We start from the raw sequence: 15,063 nt of genomic DNA, 5'->3' as shown, positions 1-15,063 counted from the left end.
GGGCGCGGCCTCGTGCGCCGAACACTATTGATTTTTACGTAAACGTCAACGTCAATTGCCGTCGGCTTCCCGAACATCGGGCTACGGCCGCCCGTAACAAAACTGTCATCAACGGCGCATAGAAGCCAAGACAGATAGTGCCGCGCGTCGTCGCTGGACGCGCGACTGTCACTTTAGCACTTTGAATGGCTGCGTGTTCCTCCCTCCCGTTGCCAACGATGGATCGGAACAGGCGGCGGACCCTGGACAAGGCGTTCAGATGAACCTGATTTCCACCGAAATACCCGGCATCGTCTGGGCCTATCGTTTCCTGCCGGGTGAAAGCCGCTGCCAGCGGATCGCCACCGACGCCTCGATCGACAGCCTGCTATCCGGGGAAGGATGGGTGTGGGTTCACCTCGCGCTCTCGGACGCGCGAACGCCTGCGCTCATCGAGCGGATCGGCAACCTGCCGCCGCTCGCAATCGCCACGCTGACGAGCCACGACACCCAGGCGGCCATCACCGTTTCGGACGATATCGTGCACGGCACGCTCGTCGATTTCGAGCGCACCTTCGACGCGGTGACGAAGACGATCGGCTGGCTGCATTTCGCCGTGAGCGACCGCATCATCATCACCACCCGCCTGCATCCTTTGCGCAGCATCGACCGCGTCAAGGCAGCGGTGGAAAAGAGCACGAAATGCGCACGGCCGATCGACCTCTTCGAGATGATCGTCGTCGAATTCCAGCGCACGCTGATCTCGCTGGTTCTGGAACTGACCGAGGATCTGAACGTCATCGAGGACCATGTTTATGGCGAGGCCGGGCATCGGCAGCAGCCGGGGCTTGCGCCGCTGCGGCGCACGGTGGTGCGGCTGCATCGGCACCTTCGCACGATCCTCGCCTTGCTCAGGCGGGCGGGCGCATCGGATGAGGACGAGGTACCGCCCGGGTTCATCGACGCCGCCGAGCGGCTTTCCGACCGGCTCGAAGCGGTCGACCGCGACGTCTTCGCGCTGCAGGAACGCGCGCGTCTGCTGCATGAAGAGATCGACAGCAAGATCTCGTCGGAGACCAATCGGCATCTTTACATCCTGTCGCTGATGACCGCCTTCCTCCTGCCGCCGACGCTCGTCACCGGCTTCTTCGGCATGAACACCGGGGCGCTGCCCTTCGCCGACGGCACCGGCACGCTCTATGCGGCGTTGTTCATCGCACTCTCCATGGGCTTTGCCTGGTGGATTCTCCGGCGGATCGGCATTCTCTGAGACGCGGTTCGGAACCCTCCCCAGGCGTTCGGTGTTGTTTGGAGCGACGTCCCCGTAGACCGTGGAGATTGGAAACATGGCGCTCAAGCGAATGGACAACATAGGCATCGTCGTCGAAGACCTCGAAGAGACGGTCGATTTCTTCCGCGAACTTGGCCTTGAGCTCGAAGGGCGGGCGACGATCGACGGGGAATGGGCCGGGCGTGTCACCGGGCTCGGCGATCAGCATGTCGAAATTGCCATGATGCGCACGCCGGATGGCCACAGCAGGCTCGAGCTTTCCCGTTTCCTCGCGCCACCGGTCGTCGCCGATCACCGCACTGCCCCGGTCAATGCGCTTGGCTACCTCCGAGTCATGTTCGCGGTCGACGACGTCGACGAGACGGTTGAGCGGCTCCGCAAACGCGGCGCGCAGTTGGTCGGCGAAGTGGTCCAGTATAAGGACGCCTATCGGCTTTGCTATATCCGCGGTCCCGAGGGCCTGCTCATCGGGCTCGCCCAAGAACTTTAGCCACTGCAGGACAAGTTTTCGCCAGGCACGGCGCGATCATCGGCCAGGCCCATCGCTCGCAGTTATGGCGGCCTCATGTGATCCCAGGCGAAAAAGGGCCAGGAGCGGAAGCGCCCGGCCCTGCCTACCCTTTAACCATAGGGCGAATAGCACTGGCGGCGCGGGCCGCCATAGGGCTGATAGGTATTGTCGTAGGCCCGGTATGAGCGGTAGCGGTCGTAGCACCACTGCACATGGCGGCTGCCATAGACGGGGGCAGGACGCGTGTAGCGCGGCGGCTGGGCGATCGCTCCACCGATAATCACTCCGGTGCCGAAGGCTGCCATCGGATACCACCAGCCATTGTAGTAGCGATAGCCAGGGCGGCGGTAGTTATAACCGCGGTAGCCGTTGTAGTAGTAATAGCCGCCACGACGCTCCATGCCCGGTCGGCGATACTGGACGTTCTGTGCATCGCTCTGCCGCTCAAGGCGCGGCGGTGTCGGCGTGAAGGCCTGCGACGGGGCGGCCGACGTCGCCAGCACAGCCACCGCAACGGCCACGGAAAACCACCGGCTCATCCCGGACTTCAGCACGTTCTTCATAAAATCCCTCCATCACCGAACGCATTTTGCGCGGCCCGGTTTCGGGTTGCCGCGGCATTTCAACCTTTCCATGATTTCACCCGGACCGAGGCCGATACGGGGATGTCCCTCAGCCGGGAAATCCGAAATCGACCGATAACGCATAAGTCACCGGTTTTGTTCCATCTTCCGCCTCCTGCGGGATCAGGTGGCGCGGCCAGCACCCGTTGCTGCAGCAAGGCATTGCCGCATCGTCGACCAACGCCTTCCCGGCTGATCGTCAGATCGCGAACATGAAAGCAATTGCTTATATACAGCCACAGGTCGGTATACATTCGCGCGTCGCTCCCGCACAGTCCGCTCGGGGGCTGGGATTTACGATGCGTTAACGATACTGTCGGCAATCTCAGAGAATGGCAAAGCGGTGTATCTCCACGACAGGGATGATTCTGCGCCTCGCGACCTTCATCGGTCTGGCTTTCGCGGCGGCGATCGCACGCGCCGGTGAAATGGAGCCCTGGAAGACCAAGTCGAATGCCATCATCGTCGACGCCTATGAGATGAACAGCATCGACTGGGAAACGATGCTTGGCGACAAGCGCGTTTCCGGTTTCATCGCCAAGGCCTCCGACGGCCTGCCCGAAAGCTTCTCCTGCACCGGCGACCACAACGGCGACACCTTCAACCACTGCAAGACCATGTGGCGCAAATACGCCGTCAGCCGCGAGCTCTACCAGACCCGCCGGATGATTGCCCGTTCGCACGGGCTGCTGTGGGGTGCCTACCATCTTGCCCGCCCGGGCAATCCCGTCGACCAGGCGAACCATTTCCTCGATTACGCCGATCCGCGCGACGACGAGCTGATGGTGCTCGATCTCGAGGGCATCGATCCGGACAAGTACATGTCGCTGGAGGACGCCGCCATCTTCGCCGGGCACATCAAGACCCGGACCGGGCGCTACCCGATCCTCTATACCAACCACATCACCGCCAAATACATCGCCGCGCACCGGGCCAAACACCGGCTGCTGTCGCGCCTGCCGCTCTGGTACGCCCGTTACAAACCGGATATCCGCCAGGTTTTCCCGATGGGCAACTGGGACAGTTACGCGCTGTGGCAGTTCTCCTCGGGCATCAACTGCGGCAAGCGCCGCTGCCCCTACCGCGTGCCGGGAACGCTTGACGACATCGACGTGAATGTGGCGGCAATGTCGCCGCCGGCGCTGAAAGCGATCTGGGCACAGGGCGCCTTGCTGCCGGAAAAGCCACTGCCGCTGATGCTCGTCGCCCAAGCCGAGCGGGGAACGGGCATGCTGGCGGTGGCAAGGGCGACTGCGATGTTTAGCGAGCCGCTGCTCGTGAGCCGCGCCGACGCTACGAGCGGCGCCGGCAGCGGCGTCGACATGTTGGTGACCGGCTCGATCGATTTCGCCCGCCAGGAACGTGCCCTGCAGGTGGCGATCGCCGGCAATGATGCCGCCCAGGGCGCATGCTCCAAGACGGAGGCCGGCACCGACGCCCCGGCAAGCGTTTCCGCCAATCCGATCCCCTGCAACGCGCCCTAAAGCCTCTCGCTTGAAAAAGCATTCACGCGACAGGCACTAAGCGCTTGTTGTTATGCATGTCGTTGCCGCAAAACCGCTGCACACTTTTGCGCGACATCATTAAAGCCTTCAAGCTTCGATCTGGACGTCTCCGAGCGGTCGCGAGCAGCAGGCGAGGATGTAGCCCTCATCGATCTCGTCGTCGAGAATGCCGCCATTGTGGCTCATATCCACCTCGCCTGAGACCTTCATCACCCGGCAGGTGCCGCAGATGCCGCCTTCGCAGGCAGCGCCGATGCGCACGCCGTTGGCGCGCGCCGCCTGCAGGATCGTCTGGCCGGGCTTGGCCTCGATCTCCTTGCCGCTCATGGTGAAGGCGATCTTGGCGGCCTGGACCTCGCCCTCGTCACCGGCGCCGGCGCGCACGGCAATCTCTTCCGCCGCAGGTGCGGCGGCCGGCTGGAAGCTCTCCTCGTGGTAGCGGCCCATGTCGAAACCGGCCGATTTCAGCATCTCGCGCACGCCGCGCATGAACGGTTCGGGGCCGCAGCAGAAAACGGTGCGGTCCATGAAATCGGGCGCAAGCAGCGGCAGCTTGGCGCCATCAATGCGGCCGCGAAGCCCGTGCCAGCCGTGGCGTGCCTCATGTCCCTCGACGATGAAGCCGAGGTTCAGCCCGGACATCTGCGTCGCCAGAACCTCCAGCTCCGAACGGAACAGCAGGTCCTCCGGACGACGCGCGCAGGAGATGAAGGTCACATCCGTCTCCGGCACGCAGTCCGCCATCCAGCGCGTCATCGACATCATCGGCGTGATGCCGGAGCCGGCCGAGATAAACAGGTATTTGTCGCCGGGATGGCGGACGAAGCTGAAATCGCCAAGCGGGCCAAAGGCGCGGAGTTTCATTCCGGGCTTCAGGTGCTCGAACATCCAGCGGGTGCCGATGCTGTCTGACTGCGCCTTGACGGTCACGGCGATCGACAGCGGCCGCGAGGGCGTCGACGACAGGGTGTAGGTGCGCATCACTGGCTCGTCGGCGACGGGCAGTTCGAGGGTCACGAATTGCCCGGGCAGATAGCGAAACCAGGCGGGCTTTTCGGCCCGGAAGGTGAAGGTCATGACATCGGCGGTCTCGACGACCGCCGATGTGCATTCGAGCATCTGCTGCCGGTCGATCCAGACGTGGAGCGCGTCGAAATGGTGAAACGAAGAGGCCATCTGCATGTCAGGCGACCCTTGAAAGCGGAGCCGCGTCGCCGGCAAGGCGCTGCTCCATGAACTTGCAGTACCACTCGACGAACTGCATCACGCCACCCTCGTGCTCGGGCGAATAGGGACCGGGCTCATAGGCCGGTGAGCGGATGCCGAAGGCATTTTCCTCGACGATCTGACGGTCCTGGTCGTTGGTCTCGGTCCAGACATGCGTCAGTTCATCTAGATTGTAGTCGACGCCTTCGACCGCATCCTTGTTGACGAGCCACTTCGTCGTCACCTGAGTCAGTTCGGGCCCGAGCGGCAGCACCCGGAAGGTGATGGCGTGGTCGGCGAGCACATGGTTCCAGGTGGTGGGATAGTGGAACATCAAGAGCGTGCCGATCTGGCTCTGGGAGACGTCGGCGGACAGGGCCCGCCTGACGGCGCGGGCGCCCGACATGGTGTAGCTTTCGGCATTGTCGACAAGCGGCATGCGGGCGGCGCGGAACTGACCGGTCGGCGACATCTTAAATTCGCTCGGCAGGCCCTCGGCCTCGCACTTCGCCCAATGTTCGGCGATCACAGGATCATCCTTGGCGCCCTGCACCCCGGTCGCCGTCGGCGCCTCAGGATAGGTGCGGCAGAGTTCCGGATGATTGGCGGCGCAATGGTAGCATTCGCGGTTGTTTTCCCAGACGAGCTTCCAGTTGCCCTTCTCGATGATGGTGCTTTCGAACGCGACCTTGGTTTCGCCGAGCCGATGCGGCGCAAGATAGGGCAAGGCCATGTCGCGGAACGTCGTGAAATCCATCGGCTTTTCCGACAGGTTGATGAAGATGTAGCCGCCGACCGTTTCGCAATGGATCGGCTTCAGACTGTGGGCGGCCTTGTCGAAATCCTCTCCCATCTGCCGGGCAAAGAGCAGCGAGCCGTCGAGTTCGTAGGTCCACTGGTGATAGGGACAGACAAGCTTTGCCGACGAGCCTTTCGCCTGCGTGCAGACGCGCGAGCCGCGGTGGCGGCAGGAATTGTGCAGCGCCCGGATGGCGCCCTGGCGGTCGCGGGTGATGACAACGGGGTAGTCGCCGACCTGGACGGTGAAGTAATTGCCGGCCCGCGGGATCTCGCAGTCATGGCCGATAAACAGCCAATCCTTGTACCAGATGTTTTCCAGATCCTGCCTGTAGTAGTCGGGATCGATGTAAAAGGCCCGGTCGAGGCTGTAGCCGTCCTGCCTGCCCTTCAGCTTTCGAAGCATATCGTTTCTGGTGTCCATGTCCTGTCCTCATGCGCCATGTTTCGGAGAGGCAGGACAGGAACCCGCACGGGCGCACGCCCATGCGTTTGAGGCTCCGATCCGGCTGCCCGCCGCAACCCGTTACGGTTATGTCCGTCAAGGCTGGTTTCCGGGCTCAGGAGCCGTCCTTTCGGACCTGCCCGGCGCCTTCCCGGACGAACCGTCCAGTGGCCTTTGCCGAGGCTTTCGCTCCACCACCGTTGCGGGGGCAGCGCCGGGATTTGACCGGCTTCCCAATTCTCCATCTTCCCTTCGAAGACGGCACCTTGAGTAAGGATATGTAATCGCGGAAGTCACCTTGGCAGCTGCCCGATAGCGACATCCAATTCCAGAATGACGACACGGAAAAAACCGCCACAAAAGGCCACCGTCTTAGAATTTTTACATTGCAAACATATAGATAGATCACATCTTGGGCAATTGCCGACTTTTGCGGCGCGGTCGGCGCAGATGCGGGAGGGCTTCGCCCGTTTGCGACATCGCGTCAGATAGAGAACGCTAATGATGCAGCCAGGACGAAATCATTCATTAACCATGAGCCGCTAGCCTAGCCGGCGGACGAGAGAGGTCCTGCAGGCAGGCAGATGGCGCGCTGACGATCATGGCAAAGTTGAGATACTACGACGCGACAGCCGAGAAGCTGCCGACAATCCCGCCGAAGGTGGCGGTTCATACCGAATTCCTGCGCACGGGCCGGATCAACCGCAGGCAATGGTTGCCGAGCGAACGCCGGTATTTGAGCTATGAGGAAGTCGCAGACAGGACGGGCAAGAAGCTCAGCACCGCCGGCGACACGACCCATAAGCGGATCAACGGGTTCCACAACTCGATCCAGTTCCCGAAGATGATCTTCCACCGCACGCTCGTCGGCCGGCCGCATCTCGGCTACTGTCACGTGACGGCGGCGCGTACGCCGGTTACTCCCTCCAAGGACATCACCTGGTCCTTCTACTTCGCCAACTTCTTCTGCAACCTGGGCGACGAGACGCATTTTTTCGAGAGTATCCAGCCCGGCTATTCACGCATGTACTTCGCCGTCGCCATCGAACCGGGCGCCCAAGCCGGGCAAATGGTCATCAACCGCAACTTTCGTGACAACGGGCTGCTGTTTCGCACAGATGATCCCAAGGTCGCGCTGAAAAACGTACTGATGCTTGGCGCCAAGGATGACGCGTTGCGTCGCATCATTCGCAGCCTCTGAGCCGAACCGGTTCCTTCAAAGAAAATCGTTCTGTTTTTCCGGTGCGTCCGTTAAGGAAGCGTCGGAAAGGAAACGGCATGGCTGAGATCATCGACACGGATAGAGAACCGGACCGCGCGATCGCGCGCGCCTGCGCCGTTCTTGCCGAAGGCGAGCCGGTCGCCATTCCGACCGAGACGGTCTACGGCCTTGCCGCCGACGCTACCAATCCCGATGCGATCAGTCGCATCTACGAGATGAAGGGGCGCCCGCGCTTCAATCCGCTGATCTCGCATGTTTCCGACATGGCGATGGCCGAAGCCCATGTGCATTTCGATCCGATTTCGAGGCAGCTGGCCGAAGCCTTCTGGCCCGGCCCGCTGACGCTGATCCTTCGGCAGCGCGCCGACAGCACGGTTCATGCGCTGGCGTCCGCCGGCCTCGACACGCTCGGCATCCGCATGCCCGACGGTTTCTCGCGCCGGGTAATCGCTCACTTCGGGCGACCACTGGCCGCGCCCAGTGCCAATACGTCGGGCAAAATCAGCCCGACCAGTGCGGTCCATGTGGAAGCCGATCTCGGCGACAAACTGAAGCTGATCCTCGACGCCGGCCAGGCCCAAATCGGCCTTGAGTCGACGATCATCAAGGTCGACGGCGACGAGATCCGGTTGCTTCGGCCGGGTGGCCTCGATGCCGCCGAGATCGAACGCCTGCTTGGCCGTCCGGTGACCCGGCCGGAGACGGCGGGAGCGACGATCGAGGCGCCGGGCATGCTCGCCTCGCACTACGCGCCCGGCGCTGCCGTCCGGCTCGATGCCGCCGAGGTGCATGCCGGCGAAGCCTTGATCCGTTTCGGCGGCAATCGGATCGCCGGCGAAGAGCAGGCGGCCGTCGTTCTCGATCTCAGCCCGACTGGCAATCTGCGCGAAGCCGCCGCCAATCTCTTCGACTATATGAAGCGGGCGGATGCCAGCGGCGCAGAGACCATCGCCTTCGGGCCGATCCCTTCGGACGGGTTGGGGGAAGCCATCATCGACCGGTTACAACGGGCGGCGGCACCACGAGGGTAAGATAGTGTGCGGCATCTTCTCCGCACCCACCCTCATCGAACGGCACCAATTGCGGTTATGATCGCCGCCGACCAGGAACCGAGGACCAGATCCTCAGATCGACCGATCCGATAGCGCGCGCAGGCGCAATGCGAAGTGAGGCCCATGACCACCCTTCCCTCTCCCGAACTCATCGCTTCCTTCGCCGAGATCGTCGGCAACACCAACGTGCTGACGGACGAAGCCGACAAGGCGCGCTATCTCGTCGAATCGCGCGGACTTTACCGCGGCACGACGCCGATGGTCCTGCGTCCGGCCAACGTCGACGAGGTCTCGCGCATCATGAAGCTCGCGAGCGCCACCCGCACGGCGATCGTGCCGCAGGGCGGCAACACCGGCCATGTCGCCGGGCAGATCCCGCGGGAGGGCAAGGCAGACATCGTTCTTTCGCTGGAACGGCTGAACCGCATTCGCGACATCGATCCGGTCGGCAATGTCATCGTCGCCGATGCCGGCTGTATCCTCGCCGATATCCAGAAGGCGGCGGACGAGCACAATCGCCTGTTCCCACTGTCGCTCGGCTCGGAAGGTTCAGCCCGCATCGGCGGCAATCTCTCCACCAATGCAGGCGGCACCGCCGTGCTTGCCTATGGCAATATGCGCCAGCTCTGCCTCGGCCTCGAAGTGGTGCTGCCGACCGGCGAAATCTGGGACGGGCTGCGCCGGTTGAAGAAGGACAATACCGGTTACGACCTGCGCGATCTCTTCATCGGTGCCGAGGGCACGCTCGGCGTGATCACCGGCGCCGTGCTCAAGCTTTTCCCGAAGCCGCTCGGGCATCAGGTCGCCTTTGCCGGAGTCGGCAGCGTCGAGCATGCGCTCGCTCTGTTCGAAAAGGCGTCCAGCCTTTGCGGGCCGGCGTTGACCGGCTTCGAGCTGATGCCGCGGCTCGGCGTCGAATTCACCACCAAGCACATCCCCGGCGTTCGTGATCCGATGGAAACGGTCCATCCCTGGTACGCGCTGATCGATATCTCGACGTCCGATAGCGCCGAAAGCGCGGAACGGATGGTGCAGGACCTGCTGGAGCAGGGATATGCGGCCGGCCTCGTCGAGAATGCAGTGATTGCCGCCAACGAGACACAGGCGAAGGCGCTGTGGCACATGCGCGAGAGCATGTCGCCGGCACAAAAGCCCGAGGGCGGCTCGATCAAGCACGATGTCTCCGTGCCCGTCTCCAGCATTCCGGCCTTCATGAAGGAGGCGGATGCCGCCGTCGTGAAAGCGATCCCCGGCGCCCGCATCTGCTCCTTCGGCCACATGGGCGACGGCAACATCCATTACAACATTTCGCAGCCAGTCGGCGCCGACAAGCAGGCCTTCCTCGACCGCTGGCGCGAAATCAACGCCATCGTCCACGGCATCGTTCTGAGCTACAACGGCTCGATCTCCGCCGAGCACGGCATCGGCCAGTTGAAGCGCGACGAACTCGCCGAGGTCCGGGCGCCGATCGAAATCGAGCTGATGCAACGCATCAAGCACGCGTTCGATCCTGCAGGTATCATGAACCCCGATAAAGTGCTGCGCGCCGACGGTTGACGACGCGCCGTTTCGCGCGGTGCGCGGCGATGCAACAACAGTCTTGGGCTGACCGTCAGACGGCGTGCGTCAGCGGCCGCCTGCGCGCAATTGCGAGAGCGACAGCAAGGTCTCGGCACTGACGCCAGCGCTGCCGCCGCCAGTCAGAATCGCGAGACCGGGCGATACATCCTGGTTGTTCTCGACGTCGTAGAGCGCCGTGAAGCGTTGCAGAAGCTTCTCAAGCTGACCCGGCTGCTGCAGTTCCTTGATGTTGACGGTGCGCTCGATAAAGGCCGCCTGGGCCTCAATCTTGGCGTTCTGCAAGCCCTCCGGCATGCTGTAGGCGGTCTTGATGACCTCGAACAGGGCGCGATCGGCCAGGATGTCGTAGGCCGTGTTGATGTCCGAGGCCTTGCGCTTGAAATAGAGCGCCAGGCGAATGCCGCCGTTATCGGCGCCCTCCTTCTCTTCGAGCGACTGATTGAGGAAGAGATCAACGGTGGTGACGAGACCGCGGCGGGTCTGGATCTGCCCTGCCTCGCCCCTGACGATCTTGCCGTCCTTGTCGAAGTTGAAGGACGAGACGATCTCGCGATACTTCAGCCCATTCGGGTCGGTGTTGATGAAGCTCTTCGGATCTTCGAGATCCGACGTAAACATACTCCTGAGATAGTCGGACTTGACCGTCTCCGGATCGATACCTGCGCCGACGAGAACCATGTCGACCAGCCGGCGGTTCTTGAGGAAGGCATCCAGCGTTTCGATCTTCGCGATCTCGGAGGTGTAATATTTGGCTTCTTCCTGGGCCTTTTCCTTCGCGATCTTCTTCTCGTCGTCCGTGCCGAAGCGGGACTTGGCGACGATATAGGCCCGCGCCGTATTCATGATGTCGCCGTCGCTCTGGGCGAGTTTTGGTGCGCCGAGAGTCCCGTCCGGATTGAAGTTGAACGCTTTCACGAGCTTGACGTAGCGTTCGTCGCGCAGCGTGTTGACGTAGCTTCTGGGATCGTTGAGATCGCTCGTCAGAATGCGCTTCAGATCACGCTTGCTCAGGCCCTCGTCTTCGAGACCGAAGGCGCTGAGCGTGAACTTCAGTACGCCATTGTCGGCCAGCAGCTTGTCGACCGACTCCATCGAATTGACCAGCAGCTTGAAGCGCTTGACCAAGGCTTCGTCTTCGGCATCGCCCTTGTCATTGTAGCGGACCATGTAGCCGTCGGACGTCTTCTTCAACTGATCGGCGTCCTGCGCCGTCTTGCCGGGCTGCAGCGTGCCGTCGGGCCGGAAGTTGAAGGCTTTGTGCATTTCCTTAAAGGCGGCATTGTACTCGCCGCCCTGCGTGTTGACGTAGCTGTTCGGGTCGTTGATGTCGCTGGTGAGGATGTTTTCGATCGTCGACGGCACGGTCGTCGACGCTTTGAGGCCGAAGGCCGTGACGAGGTAGTTGAACAGCCGGCTGTCGCTGGTCAGCTCGGAGATGCTGGTGACGCCGGCGATCTTGCCTTCGTAATATTCCTTGTTCAACAGTGCCCCGGCGCCGGTCAGGCGCGCGCCGCCGAGCGGCGTTTCGCCCGGTTTCTTGAAGACGTAGATGTTGTTGAGTTCCGTCTTCTTTGCGTCGCTTATCGCCTTTTCGCCGGCCGGCACGCTGCCATCAGCGTTGAAGTTAAAGGTTTCCGCCAACTTGATGTAGGTTTCGAGATTGCGGATGCGCCCGTTCAGCGTGTTCAATTCCTCGCCGAGCGATGCGAGCAGCGCGGGCGCCTGGTCGCGTGGCGGAAGCTTGGCATCGAGATCGGCGACGATCGCGTTGTGCTCGTCGATCTTGGCCTGAATCGCCGGCTTGTCGGCAGCGGGCGCCTCCGCCAGTTCGGACGTCAGCCTGTTAATCTCCCCGAGGGACTTGAGCCGCGTCTGAAGGTCAGTCTGCAGCTTGAGCGCTTCTTCCCGCCTCGTCACAGCGGCCGTGCGGCTTGCGGTCAGAGCGGCAGGGTCGCTGGTCAGCGCGTCGCGGACCTCGGTGTAGTTGAACGTCTTCGGGTCAATATCGAAGACGGTGAAAGCAAACGAACGCAGTCGTTCGTTGCCGAGGAACTTGTCGACATCGGTGACGAGATCCATGGCCGCGCCAAAATAGGCCATCTCTCCGCGCATGGCCGTGTCGAGGCTGGCGATCCGCTCGTTGTAGAGACCGATCAGCGCATCCTGCTGTGCGTTGGTTTGAGCCACCGGCTTCGACGAGCTGAAGCTGAAGGCCTGCGCGAAGTTGCGGTAGCGTTCATCGGTGAGACGGTTGGCAAAGCTGCTTTCGTCCGAAAGATCGCTTTCCAGCACCTTGCGCATGAAGGCCTTGGCATAGGTCATGTCCTCCAGGCCATGCGCTTTCATCGCGTATGAGTAGAGTCGATAGTCGTTCAGAAACTCCTCGACAGTTTTCACGCTGCCGATGTTCTCTTTATAATACTCCGCTTCGCGCGCGATCTGCGGCTGCTGGGCAATGCGGTTGAGGCTGCTCCTCATGTCCCGCGTGATGCGACTGTAGTCGAGATAGGTCGATACCATGCCCTGGCGCCTTGTCGGTTACCCATGGGGACAGGCTGGACCCGAGCCCCGAAACAGAATTCTGACGCGTCATGATTGCAGGACTGGCTTGCGTGTGGCTTTTCCCGGCAGGTCGAACGACGGCAAAGGTGCGCCTGATCCGAACGAATGCGGCCGCGCTGTTGACGAAACGGAAACCCTGACCGGTCGGCTTTTGCTAACCATCGAGAAACGCAAAGTTTTCTTAACCGCGAATTTTAAGTCGTTCGGAAAGGGCGCCGCCTATTCTCCCGCTCATAGAGGACGAAAAGTCCCGACGAGAAGACCGGAAACCGGCTCTCAAGGAAAAACAAGGGCGATTGAAATGCGCAACACACTCTCTCAACCCGCATGGGTCGAAAACACGCTCCGTCTTGATCCGCAGCGCTTTCCACAGCAGGCGAGCTACGCCTTGCGCGGTCACACCGGTAATGTCACGATCAGCCTGGACGAGCGTGGCGCGGTTCTGCGCAAGGTGCTACCATCGAGCGGCCTGCCGCTTTCGATCGCACTGCCGGCGCGCGCATTCAAGGGGGTCGCGGCTCGCGCGATCGATCACGGCGACGGAGACGTTACAGTGACGCTGGAACTTCATCACGACGACCCGGACCTCTGTGTCCCGCTGCTCGTCGCACACGACCTGTCCGACATCGCAGCCGACTGGCGCGCCTGGGCAGAAGCTTATCGCATTCCGATGCTCATGGTCGAAGCGGATGGCGTGGCAAGGCCGCTCGAAGAGCACCTTGGCGACGTGCGCACCGCGCCCGTCAAGCCGCGCCGCCGCCACTCCTTCTTCGCAGAGCGCCGCCCGCGCTTCCTCGTGCGCCGCTCCACCGGCACGCTTGGCGTACACATGAAGATCGACGGGCGCGAGATCATCGCCCGCAGCTGATTGAAGAGCCTACCTCCAGCGCGACAGCCGGCCGTTCCCTGCGGCCGGCTGTCGCGTTTGGCGAGGTCAGATCTGTCGGGACATTTTCTTCGTGCACGCATGCACTGGGGTCGTCGCCGCCTCCCCCGACGATTTACCGAATGTTCCCCCGGAAACAGTTGCGTCGCCTTCTTCGTGCCATATGGGCTGCATAGCCAAGACCACGAAAGAAGGAGAAACCCGATGCGCAAGCACATCGCCTCAGTCGTTGCCGCCGTCCTGTCCAGCTTCCGTGCGCGTCACGAGGCGAGGAAGCGCAAGGCCGCCCGCGACATCAGCTGGGCCTGAGATTTTTGCGGCCCGCAACAGGCGGGCCGACCATGGGGCAATGAAGACGATCCTCCGCCGCAACGGAGGATTTTTCATATCAGGCGCAGGAGAAGCGCCAGCACCAGCCCGGCGAAGACGATCAGACCGACGATGCTGTTGAACTTGAACAGCGCCAGGCACTGTGCAGGATCATGGATGTTCAGGACGAGGCTCTGATAGGTCAGCATCGCTGCTGCAATCAGGAGGCCGACATAGGCGACGGCACCGGCGCCGGCTGCGACGAACGACAGAAGGACGAGCAGCGTCGCGATGCCATAAAGGCCGATCAGCCAGGGGCGCGGGTTTTCACCGAAACGCCGCGCCGTCGAGCGCACGCCGATCAGTTCATCGTCCTCCTTGTCCTGGTAAGCGTAGATCGTGTCGTAACCGATCGTCCAGGCGATGGCCGCGCCGTAAAGCAGAACGGCGGCAACCGACAACGTGCCGAATTCGGTCGCCCAGCCCATCAGCGCGCCCCAGGAAAACGCCAATCCCAGAAAGAACTGCGGCCAGTCGGTAAACCGCTTGGCGAAGGGATAGATCGCGACGATCGCCAGCGACAGGATGCCGAGCACGATCGAGAAGGTGTTGAACTGCAGCAGCACGACAAGGCCGACAAGTGCCTGCAGCACCGTGAACACCTTGGCCTGAAGGCGCGAGACACGCCCCGACGGCAGCGGCCGCGAGCGGGTACGGGCAACCTCCATGTCGATGTCGTGATCGACGATATCGTTGTAGGTGCAGCCAGCACCACGCATGGCGATGGCGCCGACAGTGAACAGGAAGCAATGGAACAGGAAGCGGCCGAAGGAGAATTGACCGGCACTCGCCGACACACCCGACGCCAGGGCCACGGACCAGAGGCAAGGCAGCAGCAGCAATTGCCAGCCGATCGGACGGTCCCAGCGGGCAAGCTGCGCATAGGGCCAGAGCGCACGCGGCAGCACGCGATAGACCCAGTTGTTGGACGGCGCGTCCTGAACGCGGCCGGAATCGGCAGAGATTGTGTTCATATCCCTGTTTGACGCCGCAGGCCCGGCCGGTCAAGCGGCGAGATCGCCGCCGACCACGG

Annotated in this window: 13 protein-coding genes and 1 riboswitch; of the genes, 7 read left to right on the top strand and 6 right to left on the bottom strand. The window is 62.3% G+C overall.

Annotation, left to right across the window (positions count from 1 at the left end):
* Positions 1-259 precede the first annotated feature (259 nt).
* Together IB277_RS01650 and IB277_RS01645 are read left to right on the top strand one after the other, a co-directional pair.
* Positions 260-1,249: a transporter gene (locus IB277_RS01650; RefSeq protein ID WP_090294830.1), complete on the top strand. Its 990-nt coding sequence runs from the start codon at positions 260-262 to the stop codon at positions 1,247-1,249.
* Between the two features lie 76 nt (positions 1,250-1,325).
* Positions 1,326-1,760 carry a VOC family protein gene (locus IB277_RS01645; RefSeq protein ID WP_090294832.1) on the top strand — a complete coding sequence of 145 codons (435 nt, stop codon included), beginning with the start codon at positions 1,326-1,328 and terminating at the stop codon, positions 1,758-1,760.
* Between the two features lie 131 nt (positions 1,761-1,891).
* Here the strand turns inward: IB277_RS01645 and IB277_RS01640 are convergent, their stop codons facing one another.
* Together IB277_RS01640 and IB277_RS01635 are read right to left on the bottom strand one after the other, a co-directional pair.
* Positions 1,892-2,320 carry a BA14K family protein gene (locus IB277_RS01640; protein WP_034801454.1) on the bottom strand — a complete coding sequence of 143 codons (429 nt, stop codon included), beginning with the start codon at positions 2,318-2,320 and terminating at the stop codon, positions 1,892-1,894.
* An 83-nt stretch (positions 2,321-2,403) separates the two neighbouring features.
* The gene (locus tag IB277_RS01635) at positions 2,404-2,658 is read right to left on the bottom strand and encodes a hypothetical protein (RefSeq protein WP_143034205.1); all 255 of its coding nucleotides are present in this window, start codon (positions 2,656-2,658) and stop codon (positions 2,404-2,406) included.
* Between the two features lie 78 nt (positions 2,659-2,736).
* Here IB277_RS01635 and IB277_RS01630 point away from each other — a divergent pair, with 78 nt between their 5' ends.
* On the top strand, positions 2,737-3,888 hold the full coding sequence (locus tag IB277_RS01630; RefSeq protein ID WP_176960275.1) for a glycoside hydrolase family 25 protein: 1,152 nt from the start codon (positions 2,737-2,739) through the stop codon (positions 3,886-3,888).
* A 108-nt stretch (positions 3,889-3,996) separates the two neighbouring features.
* On the opposite strand, the gene IB277_RS01625 is transcribed toward IB277_RS01630, so the two are convergent.
* The gene (locus tag IB277_RS01625; protein WP_034801131.1) at positions 3,997-5,091 is read right to left on the bottom strand and encodes a hybrid-cluster NAD(P)-dependent oxidoreductase; all 1,095 of its coding nucleotides are present in this window, start codon (positions 5,089-5,091) and stop codon (positions 3,997-3,999) included.
* Between the two features lies 1 nt (position 5,092).
* Positions 5,093-6,337, bottom strand: a complete 1,245-nt coding sequence (locus IB277_RS01620; protein ID WP_110818496.1) for an aromatic ring-hydroxylating dioxygenase subunit alpha — start codon at positions 6,335-6,337, stop codon at positions 5,093-5,095.
* 103 nt (positions 6,338-6,440) lie between these two features.
* A riboswitch (cobalamin riboswitch) is annotated at positions 6,441-6,642 on the bottom strand.
* 317 nt (positions 6,643-6,959) lie between these two features.
* On the opposite strand from IB277_RS01620, the gene IB277_RS01615 reads away from it, so the two are divergent.
* The 3 genes from IB277_RS01615 to IB277_RS01605 all read left to right on the top strand — a co-directional run bounded on the left by IB277_RS01615 (position 6,960) and on the right by IB277_RS01605 (position 10,189).
* Positions 6,960-7,559: a DUF6656 family protein gene (locus IB277_RS01615; RefSeq protein ID WP_034801127.1), complete on the top strand. Its 600-nt coding sequence runs from the start codon at positions 6,960-6,962 to the stop codon at positions 7,557-7,559.
* 77 nt (positions 7,560-7,636) lie between these two features.
* A complete protein-coding gene (locus tag IB277_RS01610; protein ID WP_090294836.1) occupies positions 7,637-8,611 on the top strand; it encodes an L-threonylcarbamoyladenylate synthase in 975 nt (324 codons plus the stop codon).
* 144 nt (positions 8,612-8,755) lie between these two features.
* Positions 8,756-10,189: an FAD-binding oxidoreductase gene (locus IB277_RS01605; RefSeq protein ID WP_060516349.1), complete on the top strand. Its 1,434-nt coding sequence runs from the start codon at positions 8,756-8,758 to the stop codon at positions 10,187-10,189.
* Positions 10,190-10,258: 69 nt separating this feature from the next.
* Here the strand turns inward: IB277_RS01605 and IB277_RS01600 are convergent, their stop codons facing one another.
* A complete protein-coding gene (locus IB277_RS01600; RefSeq protein ID WP_034801120.1) occupies positions 10,259-12,733 on the bottom strand; it encodes a DUF1217 domain-containing protein in 2,475 nt (824 codons plus the stop codon).
* Between the two features lie 343 nt (positions 12,734-13,076).
* Between IB277_RS01600 and IB277_RS01595 the strand changes: the two genes are divergently transcribed.
* Complete coding sequence (locus IB277_RS01595) at positions 13,077-13,643, top strand: DUF6101 family protein (protein ID WP_034801118.1); 567 nt, start codon at positions 13,077-13,079, stop codon at positions 13,641-13,643.
* A gap of 401 nt (positions 13,644-14,044) precedes the next feature.
* On the opposite strand, the gene ubiA is transcribed toward IB277_RS01595, so the two are convergent.
* Positions 14,045-15,004, bottom strand: coding sequence for a 4-hydroxybenzoate octaprenyltransferase (ubiA, locus tag IB277_RS01590; protein WP_192370701.1), 960 nt, complete (start codon positions 15,002-15,004; stop codon positions 14,045-14,047).
* Between the last annotated feature and the right edge of the window lie 59 nt (positions 15,005-15,063).

Origin of the sequence: Ensifer sp. ENS07, assembly GCF_014852185.1 — a bacterium.
Classification (GTDB): Bacteria; Pseudomonadota; Alphaproteobacteria; order Rhizobiales; family Rhizobiaceae; genus Ensifer; species Ensifer adhaerens.
The sequence above is the reverse complement of the archived record's forward strand: the minus strand, read 5'-3'. Positions and strand labels throughout refer to the sequence as shown.